Source organism: Bacillus halotolerans (assembly GCF_001517105.1).
In the GTDB taxonomy this organism is placed as follows: domain Bacteria; phylum Bacillota; class Bacilli; order Bacillales; family Bacillaceae; genus Bacillus; species Bacillus halotolerans.
The window spans coordinates 475,287-499,171 of record NZ_LPVF01000010.1 but is presented as its reverse complement, the minus strand read 5'-3'; the positions used below and the strand labels follow the sequence as shown (position 1 = coordinate 499,171).

Sequence of the window (23,885 nt, the reverse complement as noted above, 5' to 3'; positions counted from 1 at the left end):
AAAGAACGAATAGAATGTTGAGAGGTTTGATACGATGAAACTTACAAAGCTGCTTACATACTTAACAACCGAACCTTCTGTAAATGACTCACAAGACCCTGAAATAACTTCAATTGAGATGGACTCCAGGGAAGTAAAGAAAGGGAGTCTTTTTGTATGTGTAAAAGGGTATACGGTAGATGGCCATGATTTTGCGCAAAAAGCAGTTGAAAACGGCGCAGCGGCTATTGTGGCTGAAAAGGAGCTTGATGTGGATGTGCCTGTCATCATTGTCCGGCAGTCACTGCGGGCGCTCAGCGTTTTGTCTGATGCGTTTTACGGACAGCCGACAAAGAAACTGCAGCTGATCGGAATAACGGGCACAAACGGAAAAACTTCTACGACCCATATGGTTGATGAGATTCTCAAAAAAGCGGGGAAACGAACAGGCTTAATCGGCACGATGTACATTAAAATCGATGACGAAACACTTCCCGTTAAAAACACGACACCGGAAAGCGTCACGTTGCAGCAAACATTTAAAAAAATGAATGACAAGCACGTCGACACGGCCATCATGGAGGTTTCTTCTCACGCTTTGTCACTGGGACGGGTTCACGGCTGTGATTATGACATTGCCGTGTTTACGAACTTAACACAGGATCACCTTGACTATCACAAAACGATGGATGAGTACCGACAGGCAAAAAGCCTGCTGTTTTCTCAGCTTGGCGGGGCATTCAACCATGAAAATCCAAAACGGGCTGTTTTAAACGCGGATGATGAGGCAAGCGCTTATTTTGAAAAGGTCACTGCGGCACATATTTCTACATATGGAATTAAAAACAATGCTGATGTAATGGCGAAAGATATCAAAACCACTGCACAGGGCACGAGTTTTCAACTGGTGACGAACAAAGGCACTAAGCACATCACGATGTCGCTCGTTGGACAGTTTAACGTGTATAACGTGCTCGCTGCTGTTGCGACTTGTATTGCGGCAGGCATTCCGTTTGAAACCATTACAGAAGCCGTGGAAGAATTGCATGGCGTAAGAGGCCGTTTTGAACTGGTTAATCAGCAGCAGGAATTTCCGGTTATAGTTGATTACGCGCATACGCCGGACAGCCTTGAAAACGTGCTGAAGACATGCAGAGACATGGCGGAAGGAAAGCTTTTTGTCGTTGTCGGCTGCGGCGGAGACAGAGATAAGACGAAACGCCCGAAAATGGCGAAAATCGCTGTTGAGCTGGCTGACGAACCGATTTTCACTTCAGATAATCCAAGAAGCGAAGATCCGCGTGCCATTTTAAGAGATATGGAAGCAGGGGTAGAGAACGAATACTACCACAGCATCGCAAATCGCGAGCAGGCGATCTTCTTTGCCATTGCCAACGCCAAAAAAGGCGACGTTGTCCTCATTGCCGGGAAAGGCCATGAAACCTATCAGCAGATTGGGAACGAAACTTTTGACTTTGACGATGCCGAAGTGGCGGCAAGAGCGATTGTCGAACTGAATAAAAATAAGACGAATTCATAGGAAAGAGATGTTATTGAATGATGGAGCTTGAAAAGATTTTTCATATGGAAAAAAATCATGAATATGATAACTACGTATGTCGTTTGAAAGAAACAGGAGGAGAAAAGGACAATGCTTGAGCAAGTCATTCTGTTTACAATTTTAATGGGTTTTTTAATCAGTGTTCTGCTCTCTCCGATTCTTATTCCGTTTTTAAGAAGATTAAAATTCGGCCAGAGTATTAGAGAAGAAGGACCGAAATCACATCAGAAAAAATCAGGGACACCGACAATGGGCGGAGTCATGATCATACTGTCTATCATTGTGACAACAATTGTGATGACACAGAAGTTTTCAGAAATAAGCCCGGAAATGTTCCTGCTGCTGTTTGTTACGATCGGTTACGGTTTACTCGGCTTTTTGGATGATTACATCAAAGTCGTCATGAAACGAAATCTCGGTCTGACGTCAAAGCAAAAACTGATCGGACAAATTATCATCGCAATTGTGTTTTATGCGGTGTATCATTACTACAATTTTGCGACGGATATCCGCATTCCTGGGACTGATCTGTCATTTGATCTTGGATGGGCTTACTTTATCCTTGTGCTATTTATGCTTGTCGGCGGATCAAACGCCGTCAACCTGACTGACGGTCTTGACGGTTTATTATCAGGTACGGCAGCTATTGCTTTTGGCGCCTTTGCCATCCTGGCTTGGAATCAATCCCAATATGATGTTGCTATTTTCTCAGTCGCGGTTGTCGGAGCGGTGCTGGGCTTCCTGGTATTCAATGCGCATCCAGCCAAAGTGTTTATGGGAGATACAGGATCACTTGCATTGGGAGGAGCAATCGTCACCATTGCCATTTTAACGAAATTAGAAATCCTGCTGGTCATTATCGGCGGTGTATTCGTCATTGAGACATTATCCGTTATTTTGCAGGTCATCAGCTTTAAAACGACAGGTAAACGAATCTTTAAAATGAGTCCGCTTCACCACCATTATGAGCTTGTCGGGTGGTCTGAATGGAGAGTTGTTGTAACATTTTGGGCTGCGGGACTTTTGCTTGCCGTATTAGGAATTTACATCGAGGTGTGGTTATAAGTGGAAAACGATCTATTTTTGCAAAATCAGCATTTTTTAGTCCTTGGGCTCGCGAAAAGCGGGTTTGCGGCGGCGTCTATTCTTCATGAAAAAGGTGTTTATGTTACAGTCAACGACCAAAAGCCTTTTGATGAGAACGAACCAGCCCAGAAACTTTCTGAAAAAGGGGTCGAAGTTGTCTGCGGAGAGCACCCTGTTTCTCTGTTCGATCAGCACCAGATTACTGTACTGATCAAAAACCCGGGAATTCCATATGAAAATATTATGGTTCAGGAAGCAGAAAAAAGAGGCATACCGATTTGGACAGAAATTGAGCTTGCCTACCATCTGACTAATGCCAAATTTATCGGGATTACCGGATCGAATGGAAAAACGACAACGACGACGCTGATTTATGAAATGCTGAAGGCAGACTCTCAAAAGACGCTGATCGCCGGAAACATCGGTACAGTCGCAAGTGAGGTTGCCTATCACGCTGATGGAGATGAATGGATCGTAACGGAACTTTCGTCATTTCAGCTGATGGGGACGCACGACTTCAGGCCTGAAATCAGCCTGATTTTAAACGTGTTTGATGCCCATCTGGATTATCATCATACGAGAGAAAACTATGAAAAAGCGAAACAGAAAGTGTATCTGCATCAGAACGCTTCAGATAAAGCAATTGTCAACCAGGATGATGAAACAGTCGTCCGCCTGGCTGAAGCCGGAGAAGCCGGAATTGTTCCTTTTTCAGTACGCAAACAGCTTGAACACGGCGCTTATGTAAAAGACGGCATGATTATGTACAGCGGCGAAGCTATTCTTCCTCTGGAAGAGGTTGTGCTGCCGGGTGCGCATAATCTGGAGAACATTTTAGCTGCGATTGCGGCAGTGAAAACGGCTGGAGCGTCCAACGAGGCCATCAAAAAAGTGCTGACAAGCTTTACCGGCGTCAAGCACCGTCTCCAGTATGTCACAACGGTGAAGAACCGTAAGTTTTATAATGACAGCAAAGCAACAAACGTTTTGGCGACAAGCAAGGCGCTTTCGGCTTTTGAAAAACCTGTCATCCTGCTTGCAGGCGGACTGGATCGCGGAAACGGGTTTGACGACTTAAAGCCTTACATGAAGCACGTCAAAGCGGTGCTTACATTCGGACAGACAGCACCGAAACTCGAACAGCTCGGAAATGAGCTGGGAATACAACATGTCAAACGTGTCGATAATGTTGAACAAGCAGTATCTGCGGCGTTTGCGCTCTCAAATGAAGGAGATGTCATTCTGCTTTCACCTGCGTGTGCGAGCTGGGATCAATTCAAAACATTTGAAGAACGCGGTGACATGTTTATAGACGCCGTGCATATGCTTAAGTAAGGGCTTGTCTTGGAGAATCGGCAGCCCTAATGACTTTAAGCTTGGGGTGTCGATTGATTTGACTACTAAAAAAACATCGCCTGATTTGTTATTGGTCATCATTACGTTATTATTATTAACAATTGGATTAATTATGGTGTACAGTGCGAGTGCGGTATGGGCGGATTATAAATTTGACGACTCATTCTTTTTCGCGAAACGGCAGCTGCTGTTTGCGGGCATCGGAGTTATTGCTATGTTCTTTATTATGAATGTTGATTATTGGACATGGCGGACATGGTCTAAATTGCTGATGGTTATCTGTTTTTTCTTGCTGGTGCTTGTTTTAATACCAGGCGTAGGCATGGTGCGGAACGGTTCAAGAAGCTGGATCGGAGTCGGCGCATTCAGCATACAGCCTTCAGAGTTTATGAAGCTTGCGATGATAGCATTCCTTGCTAAATTTCTCTCTGAAAAGCAAAAAAACATTACATCGTTCAGACGTGGATTTGTCCCGGCGCTTGGCATCGTGTTTTCCGCATTTTTGATTATTATGTGCCAGCCTGACCTCGGAACGGGAACGGTAATGGTCGGTACTTGTATTGTCATGATTTTTGTAGCCGGTGCGCGAATCGCCCATTTCGTCTTTCTCGGGCTGATCGGCCTGAGCGGATTTGTCGGGCTGGTACTGTCGGCTCCATACCGGATTAAACGGATTACCTCTTACTTAAATCCGTGGGAAGATCCGCTCGGCAGCGGTTTTCAAATCATTCAATCGCTATATGCGGTAGGGCCTGGCGGATTGTTCGGAATGGGGCTTGGCCAAAGCAGACAGAAATTCTTTTATCTGCCTGAGCCGCAAACGGACTTTATTTTCGCCATCTTGTCAGAGGAGCTTGGGTTTATCGGCGGGTCGCTTATTTTGCTTCTGTTCAGCGTGCTGCTGTGGAGAGGAATCAGGATCGCGCTCGGTGCACCAGATCTATATGGCAGCTTTGTCGCTGTGGGGATTATTTCAATGATCGCGATCCAAGTTATGATCAATATCGGCGTTGTGACGGGCCTTATTCCGGTAACTGGCATCACGCTGCCGTTTCTGAGCTACGGAGGTTCATCGTTGACCCTGATGCTGATGGCTGTCGGCGTGCTGCTGAACGTGAGCCGGTACTCGAGGTATTAATGAATTTTATTAGTGAAGCGATCCTATGAAACAGGAAGCTGGGAAACAATTGATGCGATAACCCTGTCCATAAAAACAGGGTTATCGTTATGTTATAGAGAAACTGAGACTGGGGGAAGAGTTATGCGAATTGCAATAAGCGGAGGCGGCACAGGGGGACACATTTATCCTGCCCTTGCCTTTATCAAAGAGGTGCAGCGCCGCCATCCTGATACGGAATTTTTATATATCGGGACAGAAAACGGATTAGAGAAAAAAATTGTAGAACGGGAAAATATACCGTTTCAATCCATTGAAATTACAGGTTTTAAAAGAAAGCTTTCATTTGAAAACGTAAAAACGGTGATGCGTTTTCTAAAGGGCGTTAAAAAAAGCAAATCGTATTTAGCGGAATTTAAGCCGGATGCCGTGATTGGAACGGGCGGTTATGTGTGCGGGCCGGTTGTATACGCGGCTGCAAAAATGGGGATTCCGAGTATCGTTCATGAACAAAACAGCCTGCCGGGCATCACCAATAAGTTTCTTTCAAAATATGTTAATAAAGTAGCAATATGTTTTGAGGAAGCAAAATCACATTTTCCAAGTGAGAAAGTTGTATTTACGGGAAACCCGAGAGCCTCTGAGGTCGTCTCAATAAAGACGGGCCGCTCAATGGCTGAATTCGGACTCTCTGAAGAGAAAAAAACCGTATTAATCTTCGGCGGAAGCAGAGGCGCCGCACCGATTAACCGAGCGGTCATTGATATGCAGGATGCGCTGAAATCAAGAGCGTATCAAGTTCTGTATATTACGGGCGAGGTTCACTATGAGAAAGTAATGACTGAGCTGAAAAACAAGGGTGCAGCTGACAATATGGTCACAAAACCGTTTCTCCATCAGATGCCAGAATATTTAAAGGCAATTGATGTGATTGTAGCAAGAGCGGGTGCGACGACCATTGCGGAAATTACGGCACTAGGAATCCCGAGTGTGCTGATTCCAAGTCCGTATGTAACGGCGAATCACCAGGAGGTCAATGCGCGATCTCTCGGTCAGCATGATGCGGCGATTGTGTTAAAAGAAACCGAACTCAGCGGGGAAAAGCTGATTGAAGCGCTTGACCGGATTGTGCTTGATGAACAAACATTAAAGGATATGAGCGAACGGACAAAGTCACTCGGTGTTCCTGATGCGGCTGCCCGTTTATACAGCGTACTTGAAGATTTGAAAAAATAATAGAAAAGCAAATGGAATGCGGAGGTTTACGATGGAGAAAGTGATACAAGAATTAAAAGAACGCGAAGTCGGCAAGGTGCTTGCAAATGAACCGCTCGCAAATCATACAACAATGAAAATCGGCGGTCCTGCGGATGTATTGGTCATTCCAAGCAGTGTAGATGCTGTCAAGGACATCATGGATGTTGTAAAAAAATATGAAGTAAAGTGGACAGTCATCGGCCGCGGGTCAAACCTTCTTGTATTAGATGAAGGAATCAGAGGCGTGGTCATCAAGCTGGGTGCGGGTCTTGACCACTTGGAGCTTGACGGGGAACAAGTCACTGTCGGTGGCGGTTATTCAGTCGTGCGTCTTGCTACATCGCTGAGCAAAAAAGGCTTGTCGGGATTAGAATTCGCTGCCGGAATTCCGGGATCTGTCGGAGGGGCTGTCTATATGAATGCAGGCGCTCACGGGTCTGATATGAGTAAGATCCTTGTCAAAGCGCATATTTTATTTGAAGATGGCACGATCGAGTGGCTGACAAATGAGGAGATGGAATTCACCTACAGAACGTCCGTATTGCAAAAGAAACGCCCTGGTGTTTGTCTTGAAGCCGTTCTGCAGCTTGAACAAAAAGATAAAGAATCAATCGTTCAGCAAATGCAAAGCAATAAAGACTACAGAAAGAATACACAGCCGTATTCAAGCCCTTGTGCAGGAAGCATATTCAGAAACCCGCTTCCGAACCATGCCGGCAATCTAGTGGAAAAAGCAGGCTTAAAAGGATATCAAATCGGCGGTGCGAAAATATCGGAAATGCACGGGAACTTTATCGTCAATGCGGGCGGAGCATCAGCAAAAGATGTGCTTGATCTGATCGACCATGTGAAAAAGACGATCCGTGAAAAATACGAGATTGAGATGCACACAGAGGTTGAAATCATCGGTGAAAATCGCTGATTCAAGTTCTGAACTGAAGCTGTTCATATGATATACTGTAAGCAAACACAAACGGCATCATAGTATGCCGTTTGTTTTGGAATAGGCAGACTTTTAAGGCTGTTTCATTTGAATGAGGTGAACAGGCAATGAATCCGGGGCATGACCGAGAAAAAATCGTAAATATTGAAGAGCGGATCCCTAAAATTAAAGAGCAGAGAAAACAGAAGGCAAACCGCCGGCTTATTTCATTTATTATGCTCTTTTTTATGATGGTGCTGATCATCGTGTATCTGCAGACACCGATCAGTAAAATTTCATCAATCTCTGTTAGCGGCAATGAGAATGTTTCCAAAAAGGAGATTATTGATCTTTCCGATATCAAAAGCGGGGATACTGAATTTTGGAGTCTGGATAAGAAAAAAACAGCAAAAAAGATTCAGCAAAATAAATTAGTAAAAAAAGCAGAAATCAGCAAATCCCTTCCTAATAAAATCAACATTGCGATCGAAGAATATAAAGCGATTGCTTATTTAGAAAAAGACAATGTGTATTATGAAGTCCTTGAAAACGGTTCAGTTTTGCCAGACGAAGTAACGCCGGATGATGCGGGACCGATTTTGGTGAATTGGACAGACGCTAAAAAACGTGTTCAGATGGCCAAGCAGCTCGATGCTTTGTCAAATTCTATAAAACAATCGATTTCAGAAGTGTATTATACTCCTGTCAAAATGGATCAAAACCGAATTAAATTATATATGAACGACGGGTATGTCGTCACTGCATCCATCAAAACCTTTGCAGACCGAATGAAAACGTATCCTTCTATTATTTCACAGCTCAGCGGCAGTAAAAAAGGGATTATTCATTTAGAAGTTGCAACCTATTTTGAGGAGTTTGGAAAAAGCGATTCGTCTGCCAAAAAGGAAGATGGAAATTGAGGGGCAAATCAGCCGTCCTTCTTTCTTTGATTATGCTTATCGCCGGCTTTTTAATTTCTTTTTCTTTTCAGACGACAAGAGAAAACCACAAAAGCATGACAGAGACGGAAGAATGGAAAAAAGAATATGCCCTGCGGGATGAACTGCTGAAACAAGAGAAAGAAAACAAGGACCTTGAAAAAGAACTGTATCAAAAGCAGAACAAAGTCCGTCAGACTGAAAATAAGCTGAAAAACGAAAAAACCGAATACTATAACGTCCTGGAAGATGTAGAAAAGTACAGAATGTATATTGGGGAAGTCGGTGTACAAGGAGAGGGCGTTCAAGTGACTTTGGAAGATGCTTCTTACATACCGGAAGGAGAGAACGTGAACAGCTACATCGTTCACGAAAGCCATCTCTTTCAAGTCATAAATGAACTGTATATATCTGGTGCGGCAGCCGTCTCCGTCAACGGCCAGCGGCTGACCCATGATTCCTACATCAAGTGCAACGGGCCGGTCGTAACGGTAGACGGGGTGCAGCACCCCGCCCCGTTTGTCGTTTCTGCCATCGGAGATCCTGATGTCCTGCTTCCTTCGTTAAATATAGCAGGAGGCCTGATCGATCAGCTTTCTATGGATCATATTTCTGTTACCGCAGAAAAAAAGAAAAATGTACAAATGGAACCCATTCTGAAAACGAAGGAATGACTGGAAAAGCGGGTGAAGTGATTGAAAATAAAGCGTTCCTTCATTAGCATCAGCGTGCTTATGGTCATATTCGGCCTTATGATATCTGTTCAATTTAATTCTTTAAAGCATCCACAAGTCCGAGATACAAGAGATATGTGGGATATAAGAGAAGAGCTTACATCAGAGCAGAAGAAGCAGGAAGAGCTGCTGGCTGAAATTAAAAAGTATGATAAATTGCTGAATACCTATACACAAAACAAAGAATTGACAAAAGAAACAGCGCTCAATAATACATTACAAACCTTAAAAAAAACAGCCGGCATGACCGATATAACAGGTAGCGGAATTGTCATAACCCTTTCTCCGCTTTTTTCTGAAAGCGTAACTGGAGAGGCGGTCAAAAATCCACCGCCGGATTTACTAAAGAAGCTGATCAATGAACTCAACTCCTATGGTGCTGAGCATATCTCAATAAATGAGCGAAGAGTTGTGATTTCTTCAGTGATACGGGACATAAACGGCACAACAAAAATAGACGGATACAGCCTTGATGATTATCCTTTAACAGTAAAAGTGCTTGCTGAAGATCCGGACAAGCTGTACAGCAGGGTAAAGGGGTCCGATTTGGAGGATATCTTTGCTTCTGAAAATGTAGCGTTAAAAGCAGGTAAGTCTGACAGCAGCCTGACTTTAAAAGCTTATGACAGAGCAGTGGACGTACAACAGCTAAAACCGCTGAAAGACTAAAAGGGAGGAGAATTGTCATGTGGCTGCCCGTGCTTGGACTCGTGCTCGGAATAACGATCGGATTGATGACAAACTTAACGATACCGAGTGAATACTCAAATTATTTATCACTTGCGGTGCTTGCTGCACTTGATACTTTAATCGGCGGAATCAGGGCGCATTTACAAGGTACATATGATGAAATGGTATTTGTTTCCGGTTTCTTTTTTAATATTATATTGGCAATAAGTTTAGCTTTTCTGGGAGTCCATCTTGGTGTAGACTTGTATTTAGCAGGTATATTCGCATTTGGAGTCAGGTTATTTCAGAATATAGCCGTTATAAGGAGAAATCTACTAACAAAGTGGACTCTTTCTAAAAAAAATAAAAAAAATGTGATATAAAAGAGGATATACATAGGATATAACGAATATTTTCAATAAACATAAAATGTGAAAAGCACATAAGGAATATTCCGTTGTTATTTTTTGTTACACACTTGTAAAGCCACATTCATTGTATTGTTGTTCCGCAAATAATAGAATAGAAATGATCGAAATGTGAGGAGGTGCCATAGAATGAACAACAATGAACTTTACGTCAGTCTTGACATCGGTACGTCCAATACAAAAGTGATCGTCGGAGAAATGACAGATGATTCCCTAAATATTATCGGTGTGGGAAATGTACCGTCTGAAGGGTTGAAAAAAGGCTCAATCGTTGATATAGATGAGACCGTTCATTCTATAAGAAAAGCGTTTGACCAAGCTGAAAGAATGGTAGGTTTTCCGCTTAGAAAAGCTATTGTCGGCGTTAATGGAAATTATATCAATATTCAAGATACAAACGGTGTTGTAGCAGTTTCCAGTGAAAATAAAGAAATTCAAGTAGAAGATGTCCGCCGCGTCATGGAAGCGGCTCAGGTTGTTTCAATACCGCATGAACAGCTGATAGTCGACGTCATTCCTAAACAATTTATCGTAGATGGAAGAGATGAAATTACCGACCCGAAAAAAATGCTTGGTGTGCGTTTAGAAGTAGAGGGTACACTGATCACCGGTTCAAAAACAATATTACATAACTTGCTTCGCTGCGTTGAAAGAGCCGGTGTTGAAATAACTGATATTTGTCTACAGCCTCTGGCAGCCGGTTCTGCTGCTTTGTCAAAGGATGAGAAAAATCTCGGTGTGGCTCTCATTGATATAGGCGGAGGGTCAACCACCATTGCCGTGTTCCAGAACGGACACCTGACTTCTACCCGTGTCATTCCTCTCGGAGGCGAAAATATCACCAAAGATATCTCCATCGGATTGAGAACGTCCACAGAAGAAGCGGAACGTGTGAAAAAACAATTTGGACATGCCTACTATAACGAGGCTTCAGAAGATGAAGTATTTGAGGTAACCGTTATAGGCACCAATCAGAAACAAACATTTACACAGCAGGAAGCAGCGAATATCATAGAAGCAAGAGTCGAAGAAATTCTTGAGATTGCTTCAGAAGAACTTCGCAATATGGGAATTAGCGATCTGCCGGGAGGCTTCGTGCTGACAGGGGGGCAAGCAGCAATGCCTGGTATCATGTCACTAGCGCAGGATGTGCTGCAAAACAATGTCAGAGTGGCGAGCCCGAATTATATCGGTGTAAGAGATCCTCAGTATATGACGGCAGTTGGCATGATTCAATTCGCCTGCCGGAATGCAAGAATTCAAGGCAGAAAAATTGGCTTCAAGATGCCTGAAGAAGCGATACAGGAAATCGCCGTCTCATCAGCAGAGGAACAAGAGCAGCATCATCACCAAAATGAGATGCAGCAACGGCCAAAAGGAAAACAAAAAACACAAGCCGAACATAACAAACAGAGCAAAATGAAAAAACTATTAAGCATGTTTTGGGAATAGATAGATAGTCATTCGGCAGATTAGGAGGATTTAGCATGTTGGAGTTCGAAACAAACATAGACGGCTTAGCATCAATTAAAGTAATCGGAGTAGGAGGCGGCGGTAACAACGCGGTCAACCGAATGATTGAGAATGAAGTGCAAGGAGTAGAGTACATCGCGGTAAATACGGACGCTCAAGCTCTTAACCTGTCAAAAGCAGAAGTGAAAATGCAAATCGGCGCAAAGCTGACTAGAGGATTGGGAGCAGGTGCAAATCCGGAAGTCGGAAAAAAAGCCGCAGAGGAAAGCAAGGAGCAGATTGAAGAAGCGCTAAAAGGCGCTGACATGGTATTCGTAACAGCTGGTATGGGAGGCGGAACAGGAACAGGTGCCGCACCGGTTATTGCGCAAATCGCAAAAGATTTAGGAGCATTAACAGTCGGAGTCGTTACAAGACCGTTTACGTTCGAAGGTCGCAAAAGACAGCTGCAGGCGGCGGGCGGAATTTCTGCAATGAAAGAAGCGGTGGACACGCTGATTGTGATCCCGAACGACCGTATTCTTGAAATTGTTGATAAAAACACGCCGATGCTTGAAGCATTCCGTGAAGCTGATAACGTACTCCGTCAGGGGGTTCAAGGTATTTCTGACCTGATCGCTACTCCTGGTCTCATTAACCTAGACTTTGCTGATGTGAAAACGATCATGTCAAACAAAGGATCTGCTTTAATGGGTATTGGTATTGCGACTGGAGAAAACCGTGCTGCAGAAGCTGCGAAAAAAGCCATTTCCAGTCCGCTTCTTGAAGCAGCAATTGATGGCGCGCAAGGCGTCTTAATGAACATTACTGGCGGAACAAATCTGAGCCTTTATGAAGTTCAAGAAGCAGCAGACATTGTCGCTTCTGCATCTGATCAGGATGTAAACATGATTTTCGGTTCTGTTATTAACGAAAATCTTAAAGACGAGATTGTGGTTACTGTGATTGCCACTGGTTTTATCGAACAGGAGAAAGATGTTACGAAACCCCAGCGTCCATCATTAAACCAGAACATCAAATCACATAATCAGAGTGCTCCAAAACGTGAGCCGAAACGAGAGGAACAGCAGCATCAAAACACAGTCAGCCGTCAAACCTCACAGCCGGCTGACGATACGCTTGATATTCCGACATTCTTAAGAAACCGCAATAAACGCGGCTAATTGAAAGGGCAAAATCGTTTTCGATTTTGTCCTTTTTTTATTTTTTCCTCAACCATTTCCATTCATCTCTTATGCCTTTTGCACTATGTCTTCCTACACATAACAACAAACCAACCTATTATACCTACTGATATTTCGTGACCATATCATCATTTTCATTTATATGGAAATAAGATGACAGAAAACGACAATATCTGTAATTGAGATTGTCTACAGTTAACGTACAGCGAAGCTTTGACAAACAAATTGAATGTTAAAGGAGGGACGACATTTTTTTACAAAGTGGTTTAAAAAAGGGGGATGAAAAATGAGGAAACAAACGAAAAACAGACTGATCAGTTCTGTTTTGAGTACAGTTGTCGTCAGTTCACTGCTGTTTCCGGGTGCAGCCGGGGCAAGCAGCAAAGGCGCCGCTTCTTCTGTAAAACAGGAGCTTCAATCTTCTGAATCGATTCAAAACAAGATTTCCAGCTCATTAAAGAAAAGCTTTAAAAAAGAAGAAAAAACTACCTTTCTGATCAAATTTAAAGATCAAGCTGATACCCAAAAAGCAGCAAAATCAGCTGTCAAAAAAGCGAAATCTAAAAAGCTGACCGCTGCTAAAACGGAATATCAAAAGCGTTCTGCTGTTGTGTCATCTTTAAAAGTCACAGCCGATGAATCCCAGCAAGATGTCCTAAAATACTTGAACACCCAGAAAGATAAAGGAAATGCAGACCAAATTCATTCTTATTATGTGGTGAACGGAATTGCTGTACATGCTTCAAAAGAAGTCATGGAGAAAGTGGCGCAGTTCCCTGAAGTAGAAAAAGTGCTTCCGAATGAAAAACGGCAGCTTTTTAAGTCATCCGCTTCCCCATTCAATATGAAAAAAGCAGAAAAAGCGATAAAAGCAACTGACGGTGTAGAATGGAATGTAGACCAAATAGACGCACCGAAGGCTTGGGAGCTTGGCTATGACGGAACGGGTACGGTTGTCGCCTCCATTGATACCGGGGTTGAATGGGAACATCCTGCATTAAAAGAAAAATATCGCGGGTTTCATCCGGAAAGCCCCAATGAGCCTGAACATGACATGAACTGGTTTGATGCTGTAGCGAACGAGTCAAGTCCATATGATGATCTTGATCACGGTACTCATGTAACAGGTACAATGGTTGGTTCTGAGCCTGATGGCACGAATCAAATTGGTGTCGCACCTGGCGCAAAATGGATTGCTGTTAAGGCGTTTTCTGAAGATGGCGGGACAGACGCTGACATTTTGGAGGCTGGTGAATGGATTTTAGCTCCAAAGGACGCAGAGGGCAACCCTCATCCGGAAATGGCTCCGGATGTCGTCAATAATTCTTGGGGCGGGGGCTCCGGCCTTGATGAATGGTACAGAGATATGGTCAATGCGTGGCGGGCGGCCGACATTTTCCCGGAATTCTCTGCGGGAAATGCTGACCTCTTTAACCCGGGAGGACCTGGTTCTATTGCGAATCCTGCCAATTATCCGGAAGCGTTTGCGACCGGAGCGACTGATATTAACAAAAAGCTTGGCGATTTTTCACTCCAGGGACCGTCGCCATACGATGAAACAAAGCCGGAAATTTCTGCTCCAGGCGTAAACATCCGGTCTTCAGTTCCCGGCCAGACATATGAAGACGGTTGGGATGGCACGTCGATGGCAGGACCGCATGTTTCTGCTGTTGCTGCGCTATTGAAGCAGGCAGACGCCTCACTTTCTGTCGATGAGATGGAGGATATATTGACAAGCACGGCTGAGCCATTAACGGATTCTACATTCCCTGACTCTCCGAATAACGGATACGGTCATGGTTTGGTGAACGCTTTTGATGCCGTATCAGCGGTTACAGACGGTTTAGGAAAAGCTGAAGGGCAAGTTTCTGTCGATGGGGAAGATGACGAGCAGCCTGGCTTTCAGCATGAGAAAGTAAATGAAGCTTATGAAGGTGCCAGCCTTCCGCTTACCTTGACAGCTGAAGACAATGTGAGTGTGACATCCGTGAAATTGTCCTATAAGCTGGATCAAGGCGAATGGAACGAGGTCAAAGCTAAACGAATCAGCGGAGATCATCTGAAAGGAACGTACCAGGCGGAAATCCCAAATATAAAGGGGACCGCATTAAGCTATAAGTGGATCATTCAGGATTTTGGCGGCCATGTTGTCGAGTCTGACATATATGATGTATCCGTGAAACCTAGCATCACTGTTGGATACAGGCAGGATTTTGAAACAGAACCAGGTGGCTGGCTTACGAGCGGAACAAATAATAACTGGGAGTGGGGAGTTCCGGAATCAGGCCCTAATGCAGCTGCATCAGGAGAAAAAGTATATGGGACAAACCTGACTGGAAATTATGCCAATGGTGCGAATATGAATCTCACTATGCCTCCAATTGACGTGCCTGATTCAGGCAGCCTGTTTCTTCAATTTAAAAGTTGGCACAACCTGGAAAATGATTTTGATTATGGCTACGTTTTTGTTTTACCGGAAGGCGAAACGAATTGGGAGCAGGCAGGGGCCTATAACGGAAAGACTTCAAACTGGACCAGCGAAGAAATTAATTTATCCGCATACAGAGGCCAAAACATTCGAGTGATGTTTAACCTTCAGTCTGATGAAAGCATTGCAAAAGAGGGCTGGTACGTTGATGATGTTCAGCTTTCAGACAAATCTTCCGGGAAAACAGCCAAAAAGAATAAGCTGGGCGTACAAAAACCGGCAGAAAAGCAAAAGAAAAAAGCGGTTAATCCAAAAAAGGCTAAGCCGTCAACAAATACAGCTGCCAAAACAAAACATCGTGCTGATATGCAGCCGCAAGCATTGCCGCTCAGAGCACAGGTCAGTGTGGTTGAAACAGGAAAATCAACCTATTCAGATCAATCAACCGGACAGTACAAGCTGACGCATAAAGCAGGAGACTACACGCTTATGGCAGAAGCTTACGGCTATCAATCGAAAACGCAAAAAGTGTCTTTGCAGGCAGATCAGACAACCCAAGCTAATTTTACGTTAGAAGAAATAAAGAAAGGCACATTAAAAGGAACTGTCATCAATAAAACAACAGGAGAGCCGGTAAAAGGCGCTTCCGTCTATGTTATCGAGGATGCCGCTGTTGAACCGGCAACTACAAACGACAAAGGAGAATATACACTTGAGGCCTACGAGGGCTCTTACACCATTAAAGTGGCTGCACCGGGCTATTACAGTGATGAATTTTCCGTTGATTTAAAAGGTGATATCACAAAAGAAACTGTGCTGAAGCCTTTCGTCGGATATCCGGGCGAGATCGGATATGATGACGGAACAGCGGAGAATGCAAATTCCTATTTCGCGGCCGGAAACGGATGGGCGGTTAAAATGTCACTTGCTGACGGCAAGGAAAAAGGCATGCTGACAGGAGGGCTATTCAGATTCTGGGATACGGAGTTCCCTGATCCTGGCGGCACAGAGTTTAAGGTCGAGGTTTACGATGCTTCAGGGAAAGATGGAGCACCCGGCAAAAAAATTGCGGGACCATATAACGCGGAAGCTCTTCGTAATGGCGAATGGACGAAAGTCGATCTCAGCTCGAAGGGGATTATGGTTGATAAAGACTTTTATCTTGTCTATATCCAGTCAAAACCTGATCCATATTCACCAGGCTTGGCAATGGATGAAACCGGGCAGTACTCAGATCGCAACTGGCAGTATGTTAACGGAGCATGGCAAAAAGGAGATAAAGAAGACGGCAACTATATGATTCGCGCGTTAGTCGATTATGAAGCTGCCGTACCTGATATTACTTCTCCTGAAGATAAATCATACACCAATAAAGAGAACGTCACGGTAAAAGGAAAGGCATCTCCGGGGACGACTGTAACCCTTTATAATGGTGATAAAGAAGCAGGAGAAACGAAAACTGCCGCAGATGGCACGTTCGAGGCAGGAGTTTCACTCAGCAAAGGGGAAAACAAGCTGACAGCGGCTGCATCAACAGACTCCGGAACGACAGATGCTTCAAGTCCTGTCACGGTCACACTTGATCAAGACAAGCCTGAACTGACGCTTGACAATCCAAAGAATGGCGAGAAAATCAATAAAGAAACGCTGACTGTTAAAGGCACTGTTTCAGATGACAACTTGAAAGAAGTAAAGGTTAATGGCAAAAAAGCAACGGTCACAGACGGTTCCTACTCTGCCCGTATCCTTTTGGAAAACGGAAGCAACGAAGTAAAGGTGACAGCCACTGACTTAGCAGGTAACAAAACGACGAAAAAAGCTGTCATTGATGTGAATTTTGACCAGCCAGTCATTACTGGACTGATTCCTGGTGAGGACAAAACCTTAAAAGCCGGTGAATCGGTCAAAATCGCTTTTTCAAGCGCGAAAGGCGCAGATGCAACGTTTGTCATTCGCCTGCCGCTCACAAATGCAAGAGCGAATGTACAAAACGCTACCGAGCTGCCGTTAAGAGAAATTTCTCCGGGACGATATGAAGGCTACTGGACAGCAACATCTTCTATTAAAGCAAACGGAGCTAAGGTAGAGGTTATCGTTCGAGACGATTACGGCAATGAAACTACAAAAACAGCGAATGGAAAACTTTATATCAATACTGAAAAGTAAGTGTAAGAAAGCTGCCGCTCTTGGCAGCTTTTTTTCTATATCCTCTCATTTATTCCCTCGACAAATTAAGCAGTTATCCCTGAAAAATTGTATGGGCCTCTCAACATTAATTGACAGACTTTCCCACAGAGCTTGCTTTATACTTATGAAACAAGAAGGGGAACAGCGTGATGCAAGAAAGAAAGGGGTCAGGTGTGAAAATCTATTTAGATGTCATTTGGCTGTTAAACTTTTGTTTTGACGCACTGTTGCTTTTACTGACTGCTTTTATTTTAAAACGCCATGTGAAAAAAAGAAGATTGATAGGCGGCGCATTTATCGGTTCCAGTATTGTCCTTTTGATGTTTACTCCTTTCTCGCCGATCGTTGAGAACCCGGTCGGAAAGCTCGCTTTTTCGGTTGTCATTGTGCTCGTGACATTCGGTTTTAAGCGGTTTCGCTATTTCTTTCAAAATTTGTTTTCCTTTTATTTTGCTACTTTTCTAATGGGAGGGGGAATCATCGGAGCACATTCATTGCTGCAGTCAAACTCTATTGTCAGAAACGGTGTCATGATCACCAATCAAACCGGATTTGGCGACCCGATCAGCTGGATGTTTATCGTGGCTGGCTTTCCCGCATTATGGTTTTTTTCCAAGGGAAGAATCGAAGATATTGAAACAAAAAACATTCAATATGAGGAACGAGTCAGGGTACAGGCGGACCTGGGCGGCCAAACACTGCACGCAAGAGGCCTGGTGGATTCCGGCAACCAGCTGTATGATCCGCTCACAAAAACGCCGGTCATGATTCTTCACATTGATAAGCTTGAACCAATTTTCGGAGAGGCTGAAACGATGATTATCCGAAATGCAGACCCGATGGAAGCGATTGAACAGCTTGATGATTCGTTTCGTTTTTTAGATAAAATGAGGCTGATCCCATATCGGGGAGTAGGCCAGCAGCATCAATTTTTATTATGTATCAAACCGGATCATGTAACGATTATGACAAAAGATGAAATGATTTCCGCGGATAAATGCTTAATCGGCATCAGCACGTCAAAGCTGTCGGCAGATGGAGATTTTGACGCGATTATTCATCCGAAAATGCTGTCCGGAAAAGCCATTAAGCACGTATCCTAATGTTCGCAAATGTCCGTTACTTATCATACTCATAAGACGTGACATTTAGAAGGGAGAGGAAGATGAAAAAACTTAAATTGCGGTTGACGCACCTCTGGTATAAGCTGCTGATGAAACTGGGCTTAAAAAGCGATGAAGTGTATTACATAGGCGGGAGTGAAGCTTTGCCGCCGCCATTATCAAAAGACGAGGAGCAGGTTCTATTAATGAAGCTCCCAAGCGGCGACCAGGCGGCCCGCGCTATTTTGATCGAACGCAACCTGCGGCTTGTCGTCTATATCGCACGGAAATTTGAAAACACGGGAATTAATATTGAAGATTTAATCAGCATCGGCACCATCGGATTAATCAAAGCTGTGAATACCTTCAATCCGGAAAAGAAAATCAAGCTGGCTACATATGCCTCTCGCTGTATCGAGAATGAAATCCTGATGTATTTAAGGAGAAACAACAAAATCCGTTCAGAAGTTTCTTTTGATGAACCGCTTAATATTGATTGGGACGGCAATGAGCTGCTGCTTTCTGATGTGCTGGGCACGGATGACGACATCATCACAAAGGACATTGAAGCAAACGTGGATAAAAAGCTTCTGAAAAAAGCGCTCGAACAGTTAAATGAGAGGGAGAAACAAATCATGGAACTGCGTTTTGGGCTCGTCGGCGAAGAGGAAAAGACCCAAAAGGATGTTGCGGATATGATGGGGATTTCCCAATCCTATATTTCCCGTCTGGAAAAAAGAATCATTAAGAGATTGCGAAAAGAATTCAACAAAATGGTGTAAAAAAATTTTGCGGGTTAATCCCTTGATTCTACAAGGATTTCCCAATTATGACTATTTTTCGGTTTGAGTGCAGTGCATATTTTTCCCACCCGAGGAGATACTTAACGTTGTACAGCAGCTCCTGTAGGGAGGGAAAAAAGTGTCGAGAAATAAAGTCGAAATCTGCGGGGTGGATACCTCCAAATTACCCGTACTCAAGAATGAAGAGATGAGAAAGCTGTTTAGGCAATTGCAGGACGAAGGTGATGATTCAGCCAGAGAAAAGCTTGTAAACGGGAACTTGCGTCTTGTCTTAAGTGTCATTCAAAGATTTAATAACAGAGGGGAGTATGTTGATGACTTATTTCAAGTCGGCTGTATCGGACTAATGAAATCCATTGATAATTTTGATCTAAGCCACAATGTTAAGTTTTCAACATACGCTGTACCTATGATTATCGGAGAAATCCGCAGGTATTTGCGCGATAATAACCCGATACGTGTCTCGAGATCACTCAGGGATATCGCATATAAGGCACTTCAGGTAAGAGAGCGGTTAATCAGTGAGACAAGCAAGGAGCCGACGGCAGAGGATATCGCCAAAGTTCTTGAAGTACCGCACGAAGAAATCGTGTTCGCACTCGACGCCATTCAAGATCCGGTATCTCTTTTTGAACCGATCTACAATGACGGCGGAGATCCGATTTATGTCATGGATCAAATCAGTGATGAACGCAACAAAGATACACAATGGATTGAAGAGCTGGCTTTGAAAGAGGGCATGAGAAGACTGAACGAGAGGGAAAAAATGATTTTAAGAAAACGGTTCTTCCAAGGAAAAACGCAAATGGAAGTAGCTGAAGAAATCGGCATTTCCCAGGCACAGGTGTCCAGACTGGAAAAGGCAGCAATCAAACAAATGAATAAGAATATTCATCAATAGCATGCACGCCGAAAGCCTTTAAAACAATTTCTGTTTTAAAGGCTTTTCTATTTGGAAACGAGCGGTTTACGTTTTCGAAAAAGTAAGGTATCCTAGTCCGTACACAGTTTTGTGAAAATTAAAATAATTATTTGGCTTGGAAAGAGGAGGACCACAATGATTTTGAAGCTTGACAATGTCTCACTAAAACGGAATGGAAAATGGATACTAAAGGATATTCATTGGAAAGTAGAAGAAAAGGAGAATTGGGTGCTTTACGGATTAAACGGAGCTGGGAAGACCGCGCTGTTAAATATGTTATGCTCTTACTATTTTCCGACAGCAGGCGAGATGCAGGTGCTTGGTCATGTATTCGGAAAAACGGAGCTGGGAGATAAACTCAGACGAAAAATCGGCCTTGTCTCAGCGGGTCTTCAGCAAAAATTGTATCCGGCAGATTCAGCTTTTGAAATTGCTCTGAGCGGGGCATATGCTTCGATTGGCTTGTATGAAACACCAAGTGCGGAAATCAGAGAAAAAGCGATTGCCCTGCTCGAGGACTTAGGAGCCATTGATTATGCCGACCGCCGCTACGAAACTCTTTCTCAAGGAGAGAAACAAAGAGCTTTAATCGCAAGAGCGCTAATGGCTGATCCGGAGCTGCTTATACTGGACGAACCAGTTACAGGACTTGATTTTATTGCCCGGGAAAAACTGTTAGATACGATTACGCACATTGCAAGCAGGGAAAATGCGCCGTCTATTCTTTATGTTACGCATCATGCAGAAGAAATTTTGCCGATATTTGATAAAGCCCTCTTGTTAAAAAAGGGAGGAGTCTTTAGGTCAGGACAAATGAAAGACATGCTGACAGACGAATCACTTTCTTCTTTTTTTGATACGCCGATCCATGTATTATGGAATCAGGATCGTCCGTTTTTAACAAGAGCTGAGCCGGTAACAAATGCATAACAACATACGATTCATCCTGGGGGTGCTTTCGAAGCTGAGAGAGACGCTTGTCTCAACCCTTATTGACCTGATCTGGATCATACCAGCGGAGGGAAGCGGTGAAAAAAGCGGAGAATGCAGCAGCTTGCACTCTGCTTTCTTTATTAAGCCGTTTCATGAATATGAAACGGCTTTTTTCTATTAAAAATAGGAGCGGATAACATGATTGATCAAGTAGAATCTTTACTGAAAAAAGCGGAAGAACAAAAGGACGAGCTCATTGAGCTTGCGAAAACGCTGATTTCTTTTAAAACACCGGCGCCGCCTTCGAGAAATACAGACAGCATCCAAACATGGATTGCGCAGTTTTTGCTTGAACGGGGATTTTCCATCGACAAATGGGACGTTTATCCAGGAGATCCCAATGTTGTGGGTGTTTTAAAGGGAACAAATTCAGCAGCCTATCAAAGTTTAATCATCAATGGGCATGTCGATGTGGCAGAGGTAAAAGAGGGCGAGGACTGGGTGCATGACCCGTTTTGTCCCAGTGAGAAAAACGGTTTCTTAATCGGCCGGGGCGCTTCAGATATGAAAGGCGGAATGGCCTGTGTGCTGTTTGCTTTAAAGCTGATTCGTGAAGCGGGCGTTGAGCTCCCGGGCGATTTGATTCTGCAATCGGTCATCGGGGAGGAAGTCGGAGAGGCCGGCACGCTTGAATGCTGCAAAAAGGGCTATCACGCAGACTTTGCAGTTGTGGCGGATACGAGCGATATGCATATTCAAGGCCAAGGCGGAGTGATTACAGGCTGGATCGAAATGAAAAGCAGTCAAACGTTTCACGATGGAACAAGACGGAATATGATCCACGCTGGCGGAGGAACATTCGGGGCGAGCGCAATCGAAAAAATGGCAAAAATCATTTCTGGACTCGGTGAGCTGGAGCGCCATTGGGCCATTATGAAAAGCTATCCCGGCTTTACCCCCGGCACAAACACAATTAATCCCGCTGTTATAGAAGGAGGCAGACATGCGGCCTTTATAGCGGATGAGTGCCGATTATGGATTACCGTCCATTTTTATCCCAATGAAACGCATGAAGAAGTGGCTGCTGAAATAGAAGATTATATCAACAGGCTGAGTGACAGTGATATTTGGCTGAGGGAAAACCGTCCTGTCTTCAAATGGGGAGGCTCTTCAATGATTGAAGAAAGAGGAGAAATTTTTCCGGCCTTGGAAGTTGATCCGGCTCATCCCGGCGTTTTAGCCCTTACGGCGTCACACGAGGAGATCAAACAGGAACGCCCGATCATTGACGTTTCTCAAACCGTAACCGATGGGGGATGGCTTTATAATGCCGGTATTCCAAGCGTGATATACGGACCGGGCGATTTATATAATGCTCATGCCGTTAATGAAGAGGTATCGATTAAGCAGCTCGTAGATTATACGAAAATCATGCTCACGTTCATCATAAGATGGTGCAGCCGCAAAAAAGAACAATGATATGAAAATTTCTCCTTGCTGACAAGGTTCAGCCCGCCCGTTCATATACTAGAAAAAAAGGACCGAAAAAGGACGTGATGGGATGATCAGCATTTCAGAATTTCAAGTAAAGGATGTCGTCAATGTCTCTAACGGAAAAAAATTAGGGAGCATCGGTGATATTGATATCAATGTCACCACAGGAAAAATTCAGGCGATTATACTAGGGGGAAATGGAAAAGTTCTCGGTTTTTTTGGAAAGGAAGAGGAAATGGTCATTCCTTGGCGAAATATAGTTAAAATCGGAGAAGATGTCATTTTAGTCCGATTAAGTGAATCCAATGTTTAACCTGCTTTTTTGCCGCTGATTGTCAAATGCCAGAAGTCTGAACTCTTCCGGCACATTTCATTTATGAAATATGTAAATCGGCGCTAAACGAATGCAGAAAGATGTGGTAAAATAAGTGGGAAATTACGCCTTATAAATGTTTGTCGAAAGGTTGGATCATCATGAATACATATCACCCATTCAGTCTCACCACCCCCTCGACACTCATGATACAAGACTGGAAACAAACGAATCAAAACGATGCGGAAGTCATTGCCGGGTTTACTACGAAAAACGGCGGTGTCAGCCAAAAACCTTTTGAGTCGTTAAATACAGGATTGCACGTTCATGACAAAGATGCAGATGTGGTTAAAAATCGTAAATATATAGCCGATATGTTTAATATTGATTTGCAGTCTTGGGTATTTGCTGACCAGACACACGACAATCGCGTCCAAAAAGTGACGCAGAGGGACAGGGGAAAAGGCGCCCGTGAGTATCACTCAGCTTTTAAAGCAACAGACGGGCTCTATACAAATGATAAAAATGTATTTTTGGCATTATGCTTTGCTGATTGTGTGCCTCTATTCTTTTTCGATCCGGTGAAATCGCTTGTCGGGATTGCTCATGCCGGATGGAAAGGCACGGTCAAACAGATTGGCAGAGAAATGGTGAAGCAATGGACCGAACAGGAGGGCTCGAAGCTTTCTGATATATACGCTGTTGTCGGACCGTCTATCTGCGGTGCGTGCTATACGGTAGATGACCGTGTGATGAATGCTGTCCGCGCATTGCCGTTTTCAGCAGATCGCGCCGTGAATCAGACGGGGCAGGGGCAGTATCAGCTTGACCTGAAAGAGCTGAACCGACTCATACTGATCGACAGCGGCTTGGCAAATGAGCAGATTTCTGTCAGCGGTTTATGTACGGAAAGTGAGCCGTCACTTTTCTTTTCCCATCGGCGAGATCAGGGGAAAACAGGACGGATGATGTCCTTTATCGGAATGAAGGAGGCATAA

20 protein-coding genes and 1 riboswitch are annotated in these 23,885 nt (G+C 44.0%); all 20 genes read left to right on the top strand.

All coding sequences use genetic code 11. The annotated features are described in order from the left end of the window. Positions 1–34 precede the first annotated feature (34 nt). The 20 genes from AU387_RS12870 (at position 35) to pgeF (ending at position 23,885) form a co-directional block, all read left to right on the top strand. Positions 35–1,519: a UDP-N-acetylmuramoyl-L-alanyl-D-glutamate--2,6-diaminopimelate ligase gene (locus tag AU387_RS12870; protein ID WP_059335837.1), complete on the top strand. Its 1,485-nt coding sequence runs from the start codon at positions 35–37 to the stop codon at positions 1,517–1,519. Positions 1,520–1,630: 111 nt separating this feature from the next. Continuing rightward, a complete protein-coding gene (gene mraY / locus AU387_RS12865) occupies positions 1,631–2,605 on the top strand; it encodes a phospho-N-acetylmuramoyl-pentapeptide-transferase (protein WP_024121314.1) in 975 nt (324 codons plus the stop codon). Continuing rightward, positions 2,606–3,961 (top strand): UDP-N-acetylmuramoyl-L-alanine--D-glutamate ligase, encoded by a 1,356-nt coding sequence (murD, locus tag AU387_RS12860; protein WP_059335836.1) that lies wholly within the window; start codon positions 2,606–2,608, stop codon positions 3,959–3,961. 58 nt (positions 3,962–4,019) lie between these two features. Further along, complete coding sequence (spoVE, locus tag AU387_RS12855; RefSeq protein ID WP_003221421.1) at positions 4,020–5,120, top strand: stage V sporulation protein E; 1,101 nt, start codon at positions 4,020–4,022, stop codon at positions 5,118–5,120. A gap of 123 nt (positions 5,121–5,243) precedes the next feature. Beyond that, a complete protein-coding gene (gene murG / locus AU387_RS12850; RefSeq protein ID WP_059335835.1) occupies positions 5,244–6,335 on the top strand; it encodes an undecaprenyldiphospho-muramoylpentapeptide beta-N-acetylglucosaminyltransferase in 1,092 nt (363 codons plus the stop codon). Between the two features lie 31 nt (positions 6,336–6,366). Then, entirely contained in the window at positions 6,367–7,278 is a 912-nt protein-coding gene (murB, locus tag AU387_RS12845) for a UDP-N-acetylmuramate dehydrogenase (protein WP_024121317.1), read from the top strand. A gap of 128 nt (positions 7,279–7,406) precedes the next feature. Then, the gene (locus AU387_RS12840) at positions 7,407–8,198 is read left to right on the top strand and encodes a cell division protein FtsQ/DivIB (RefSeq protein WP_059335834.1); all 792 of its coding nucleotides are present in this window, start codon (positions 7,407–7,409) and stop codon (positions 8,196–8,198) included. Then, positions 8,195–8,890, top strand: a complete 696-nt coding sequence (locus tag AU387_RS12835) for a DUF881 domain-containing protein (RefSeq protein ID WP_059292825.1) — start codon at positions 8,195–8,197, stop codon at positions 8,888–8,890. Before AU387_RS12840 ends, AU387_RS12835 begins: the two co-directional genes overlap by 4 nt. A 21-nt stretch (positions 8,891–8,911) precedes the next feature. Then, positions 8,912–9,619, top strand: a complete 708-nt coding sequence (locus AU387_RS12830) for a DUF881 domain-containing protein (protein WP_044155972.1) — start codon at positions 8,912–8,914, stop codon at positions 9,617–9,619. Positions 9,620–9,636: 17 nt separating this feature from the next. Next, positions 9,637–10,002, top strand: a complete 366-nt coding sequence (locus AU387_RS12825; RefSeq protein WP_010334164.1) for a small basic family protein — start codon at positions 9,637–9,639, stop codon at positions 10,000–10,002. 174 nt (positions 10,003–10,176) lie between these two features. Then, a complete protein-coding gene (gene ftsA, locus AU387_RS12820; protein ID WP_024121323.1) occupies positions 10,177–11,499 on the top strand; it encodes a cell division protein FtsA in 1,323 nt (440 codons plus the stop codon). Positions 11,500–11,534: 35 nt separating this feature from the next. Beyond that, positions 11,535–12,683: a cell division protein FtsZ gene (gene ftsZ, locus AU387_RS12815; RefSeq protein ID WP_059335833.1), complete on the top strand. Its 1,149-nt coding sequence runs from the start codon at positions 11,535–11,537 to the stop codon at positions 12,681–12,683. 307 nt (positions 12,684–12,990) lie between these two features. Beyond that, positions 12,991–17,298, top strand: coding sequence for a S8 family peptidase (locus AU387_RS12810; RefSeq protein ID WP_059335832.1), 4,308 nt, complete (start codon positions 12,991–12,993; stop codon positions 17,296–17,298). Between the two features lie 194 nt (positions 17,299–17,492). Continuing rightward, positions 17,493–18,422 carry a sigma-E processing peptidase SpoIIGA gene (gene spoIIGA, locus AU387_RS12805; RefSeq protein WP_059335919.1) on the top strand — a complete coding sequence of 310 codons (930 nt, stop codon included), beginning with the start codon at positions 17,493–17,495 and terminating at the stop codon, positions 18,420–18,422. A 62-nt stretch (positions 18,423–18,484) separates the two neighbouring features. Further along, positions 18,485–19,204 (top strand): RNA polymerase sporulation sigma factor SigE, encoded by a 720-nt coding sequence (gene sigE / locus AU387_RS12800; RefSeq protein WP_024121327.1) that lies wholly within the window; start codon positions 18,485–18,487, stop codon positions 19,202–19,204. Positions 19,205–19,343: 139 nt separating this feature from the next. Beyond that, complete coding sequence (sigG, locus tag AU387_RS12795) at positions 19,344–20,126, top strand: RNA polymerase sporulation sigma factor SigG (RefSeq protein WP_010334169.1); 783 nt, start codon at positions 19,344–19,346, stop codon at positions 20,124–20,126. 156 nt (positions 20,127–20,282) lie between these two features. Next, entirely contained in the window at positions 20,283–21,077 is a 795-nt protein-coding gene (locus AU387_RS12790) for an ABC transporter ATP-binding protein (RefSeq protein WP_059335831.1), read from the top strand. 8 nt (positions 21,078–21,085) lie between these two features. Beyond that, positions 21,086–21,188, top strand: a riboswitch (TPP riboswitch). 90 nt (positions 21,189–21,278) lie between these two features. Continuing rightward, a complete protein-coding gene (locus AU387_RS12785) occupies positions 21,279–22,559 on the top strand; it encodes an acetylornithine deacetylase (RefSeq protein WP_059335830.1) in 1,281 nt (426 codons plus the stop codon). Between the two features lie 82 nt (positions 22,560–22,641). Then, entirely contained in the window at positions 22,642–22,887 is a 246-nt protein-coding gene (locus AU387_RS12780; protein ID WP_044155967.1) for a YlmC/YmxH family sporulation protein, read from the top strand. A gap of 161 nt (positions 22,888–23,048) precedes the next feature. After that, positions 23,049–23,885, top strand: a complete 837-nt coding sequence (gene pgeF / locus AU387_RS12775; protein ID WP_059335829.1) for a peptidoglycan editing factor PgeF — start codon at positions 23,049–23,051, stop codon at positions 23,883–23,885.

Bases quoted from the DNA above. Each gene is read 5' to 3' on its own strand.
- AU387_RS12785 (WP_059335830.1), top strand. From the start codon at position 21,279: ATGATTGATCAAGTAGAATCTTTACTGAAAAAAGCGGAAGAACAAAAG.
- ftsA (WP_024121323.1), top strand. From the start codon at position 10,177: ATGAACAACAATGAACTTTACGTCAGTCTTGACATCGGTACGTCCAAT.
- ftsZ (WP_059335833.1), top strand. From the start codon at position 11,535: ATGTTGGAGTTCGAAACAAACATAGACGGCTTAGCATCAATTAAAGTA.
- sigE (WP_024121327.1), top strand. From the start codon at position 18,485: ATGAAAAAACTTAAATTGCGGTTGACGCACCTCTGGTATAAGCTGCTG.
- AU387_RS12790 (WP_059335831.1), top strand. From the start codon at position 20,283: ATGATTTTGAAGCTTGACAATGTCTCACTAAAACGGAATGGAAAATGG.
- AU387_RS12780 (WP_044155967.1), top strand. From the start codon at position 22,642: ATGATCAGCATTTCAGAATTTCAAGTAAAGGATGTCGTCAATGTCTCT.
- AU387_RS12825 (WP_010334164.1), top strand. From the start codon at position 9,637: ATGTGGCTGCCCGTGCTTGGACTCGTGCTCGGAATAACGATCGGATTG.
- mraY (WP_024121314.1), top strand. From the start codon at position 1,631: ATGCTTGAGCAAGTCATTCTGTTTACAATTTTAATGGGTTTTTTAATC.
- AU387_RS12840 (WP_059335834.1), top strand. From the start codon at position 7,407: ATGAATCCGGGGCATGACCGAGAAAAAATCGTAAATATTGAAGAGCGG.
- AU387_RS12870 (WP_059335837.1), top strand. From the start codon at position 35: ATGAAACTTACAAAGCTGCTTACATACTTAACAACCGAACCTTCTGTA.
- pgeF (WP_059335829.1), top strand. From the start codon at position 23,049: ATGAATACATATCACCCATTCAGTCTCACCACCCCCTCGACACTCATG.
- murG (WP_059335835.1), top strand. From the start codon at position 5,244: ATGCGAATTGCAATAAGCGGAGGCGGCACAGGGGGACACATTTATCCT.
- AU387_RS12810 (WP_059335832.1), top strand. From the start codon at position 12,991: ATGAGGAAACAAACGAAAAACAGACTGATCAGTTCTGTTTTGAGTACA.
- murB (WP_024121317.1), top strand. From the start codon at position 6,367: ATGGAGAAAGTGATACAAGAATTAAAAGAACGCGAAGTCGGCAAGGTG.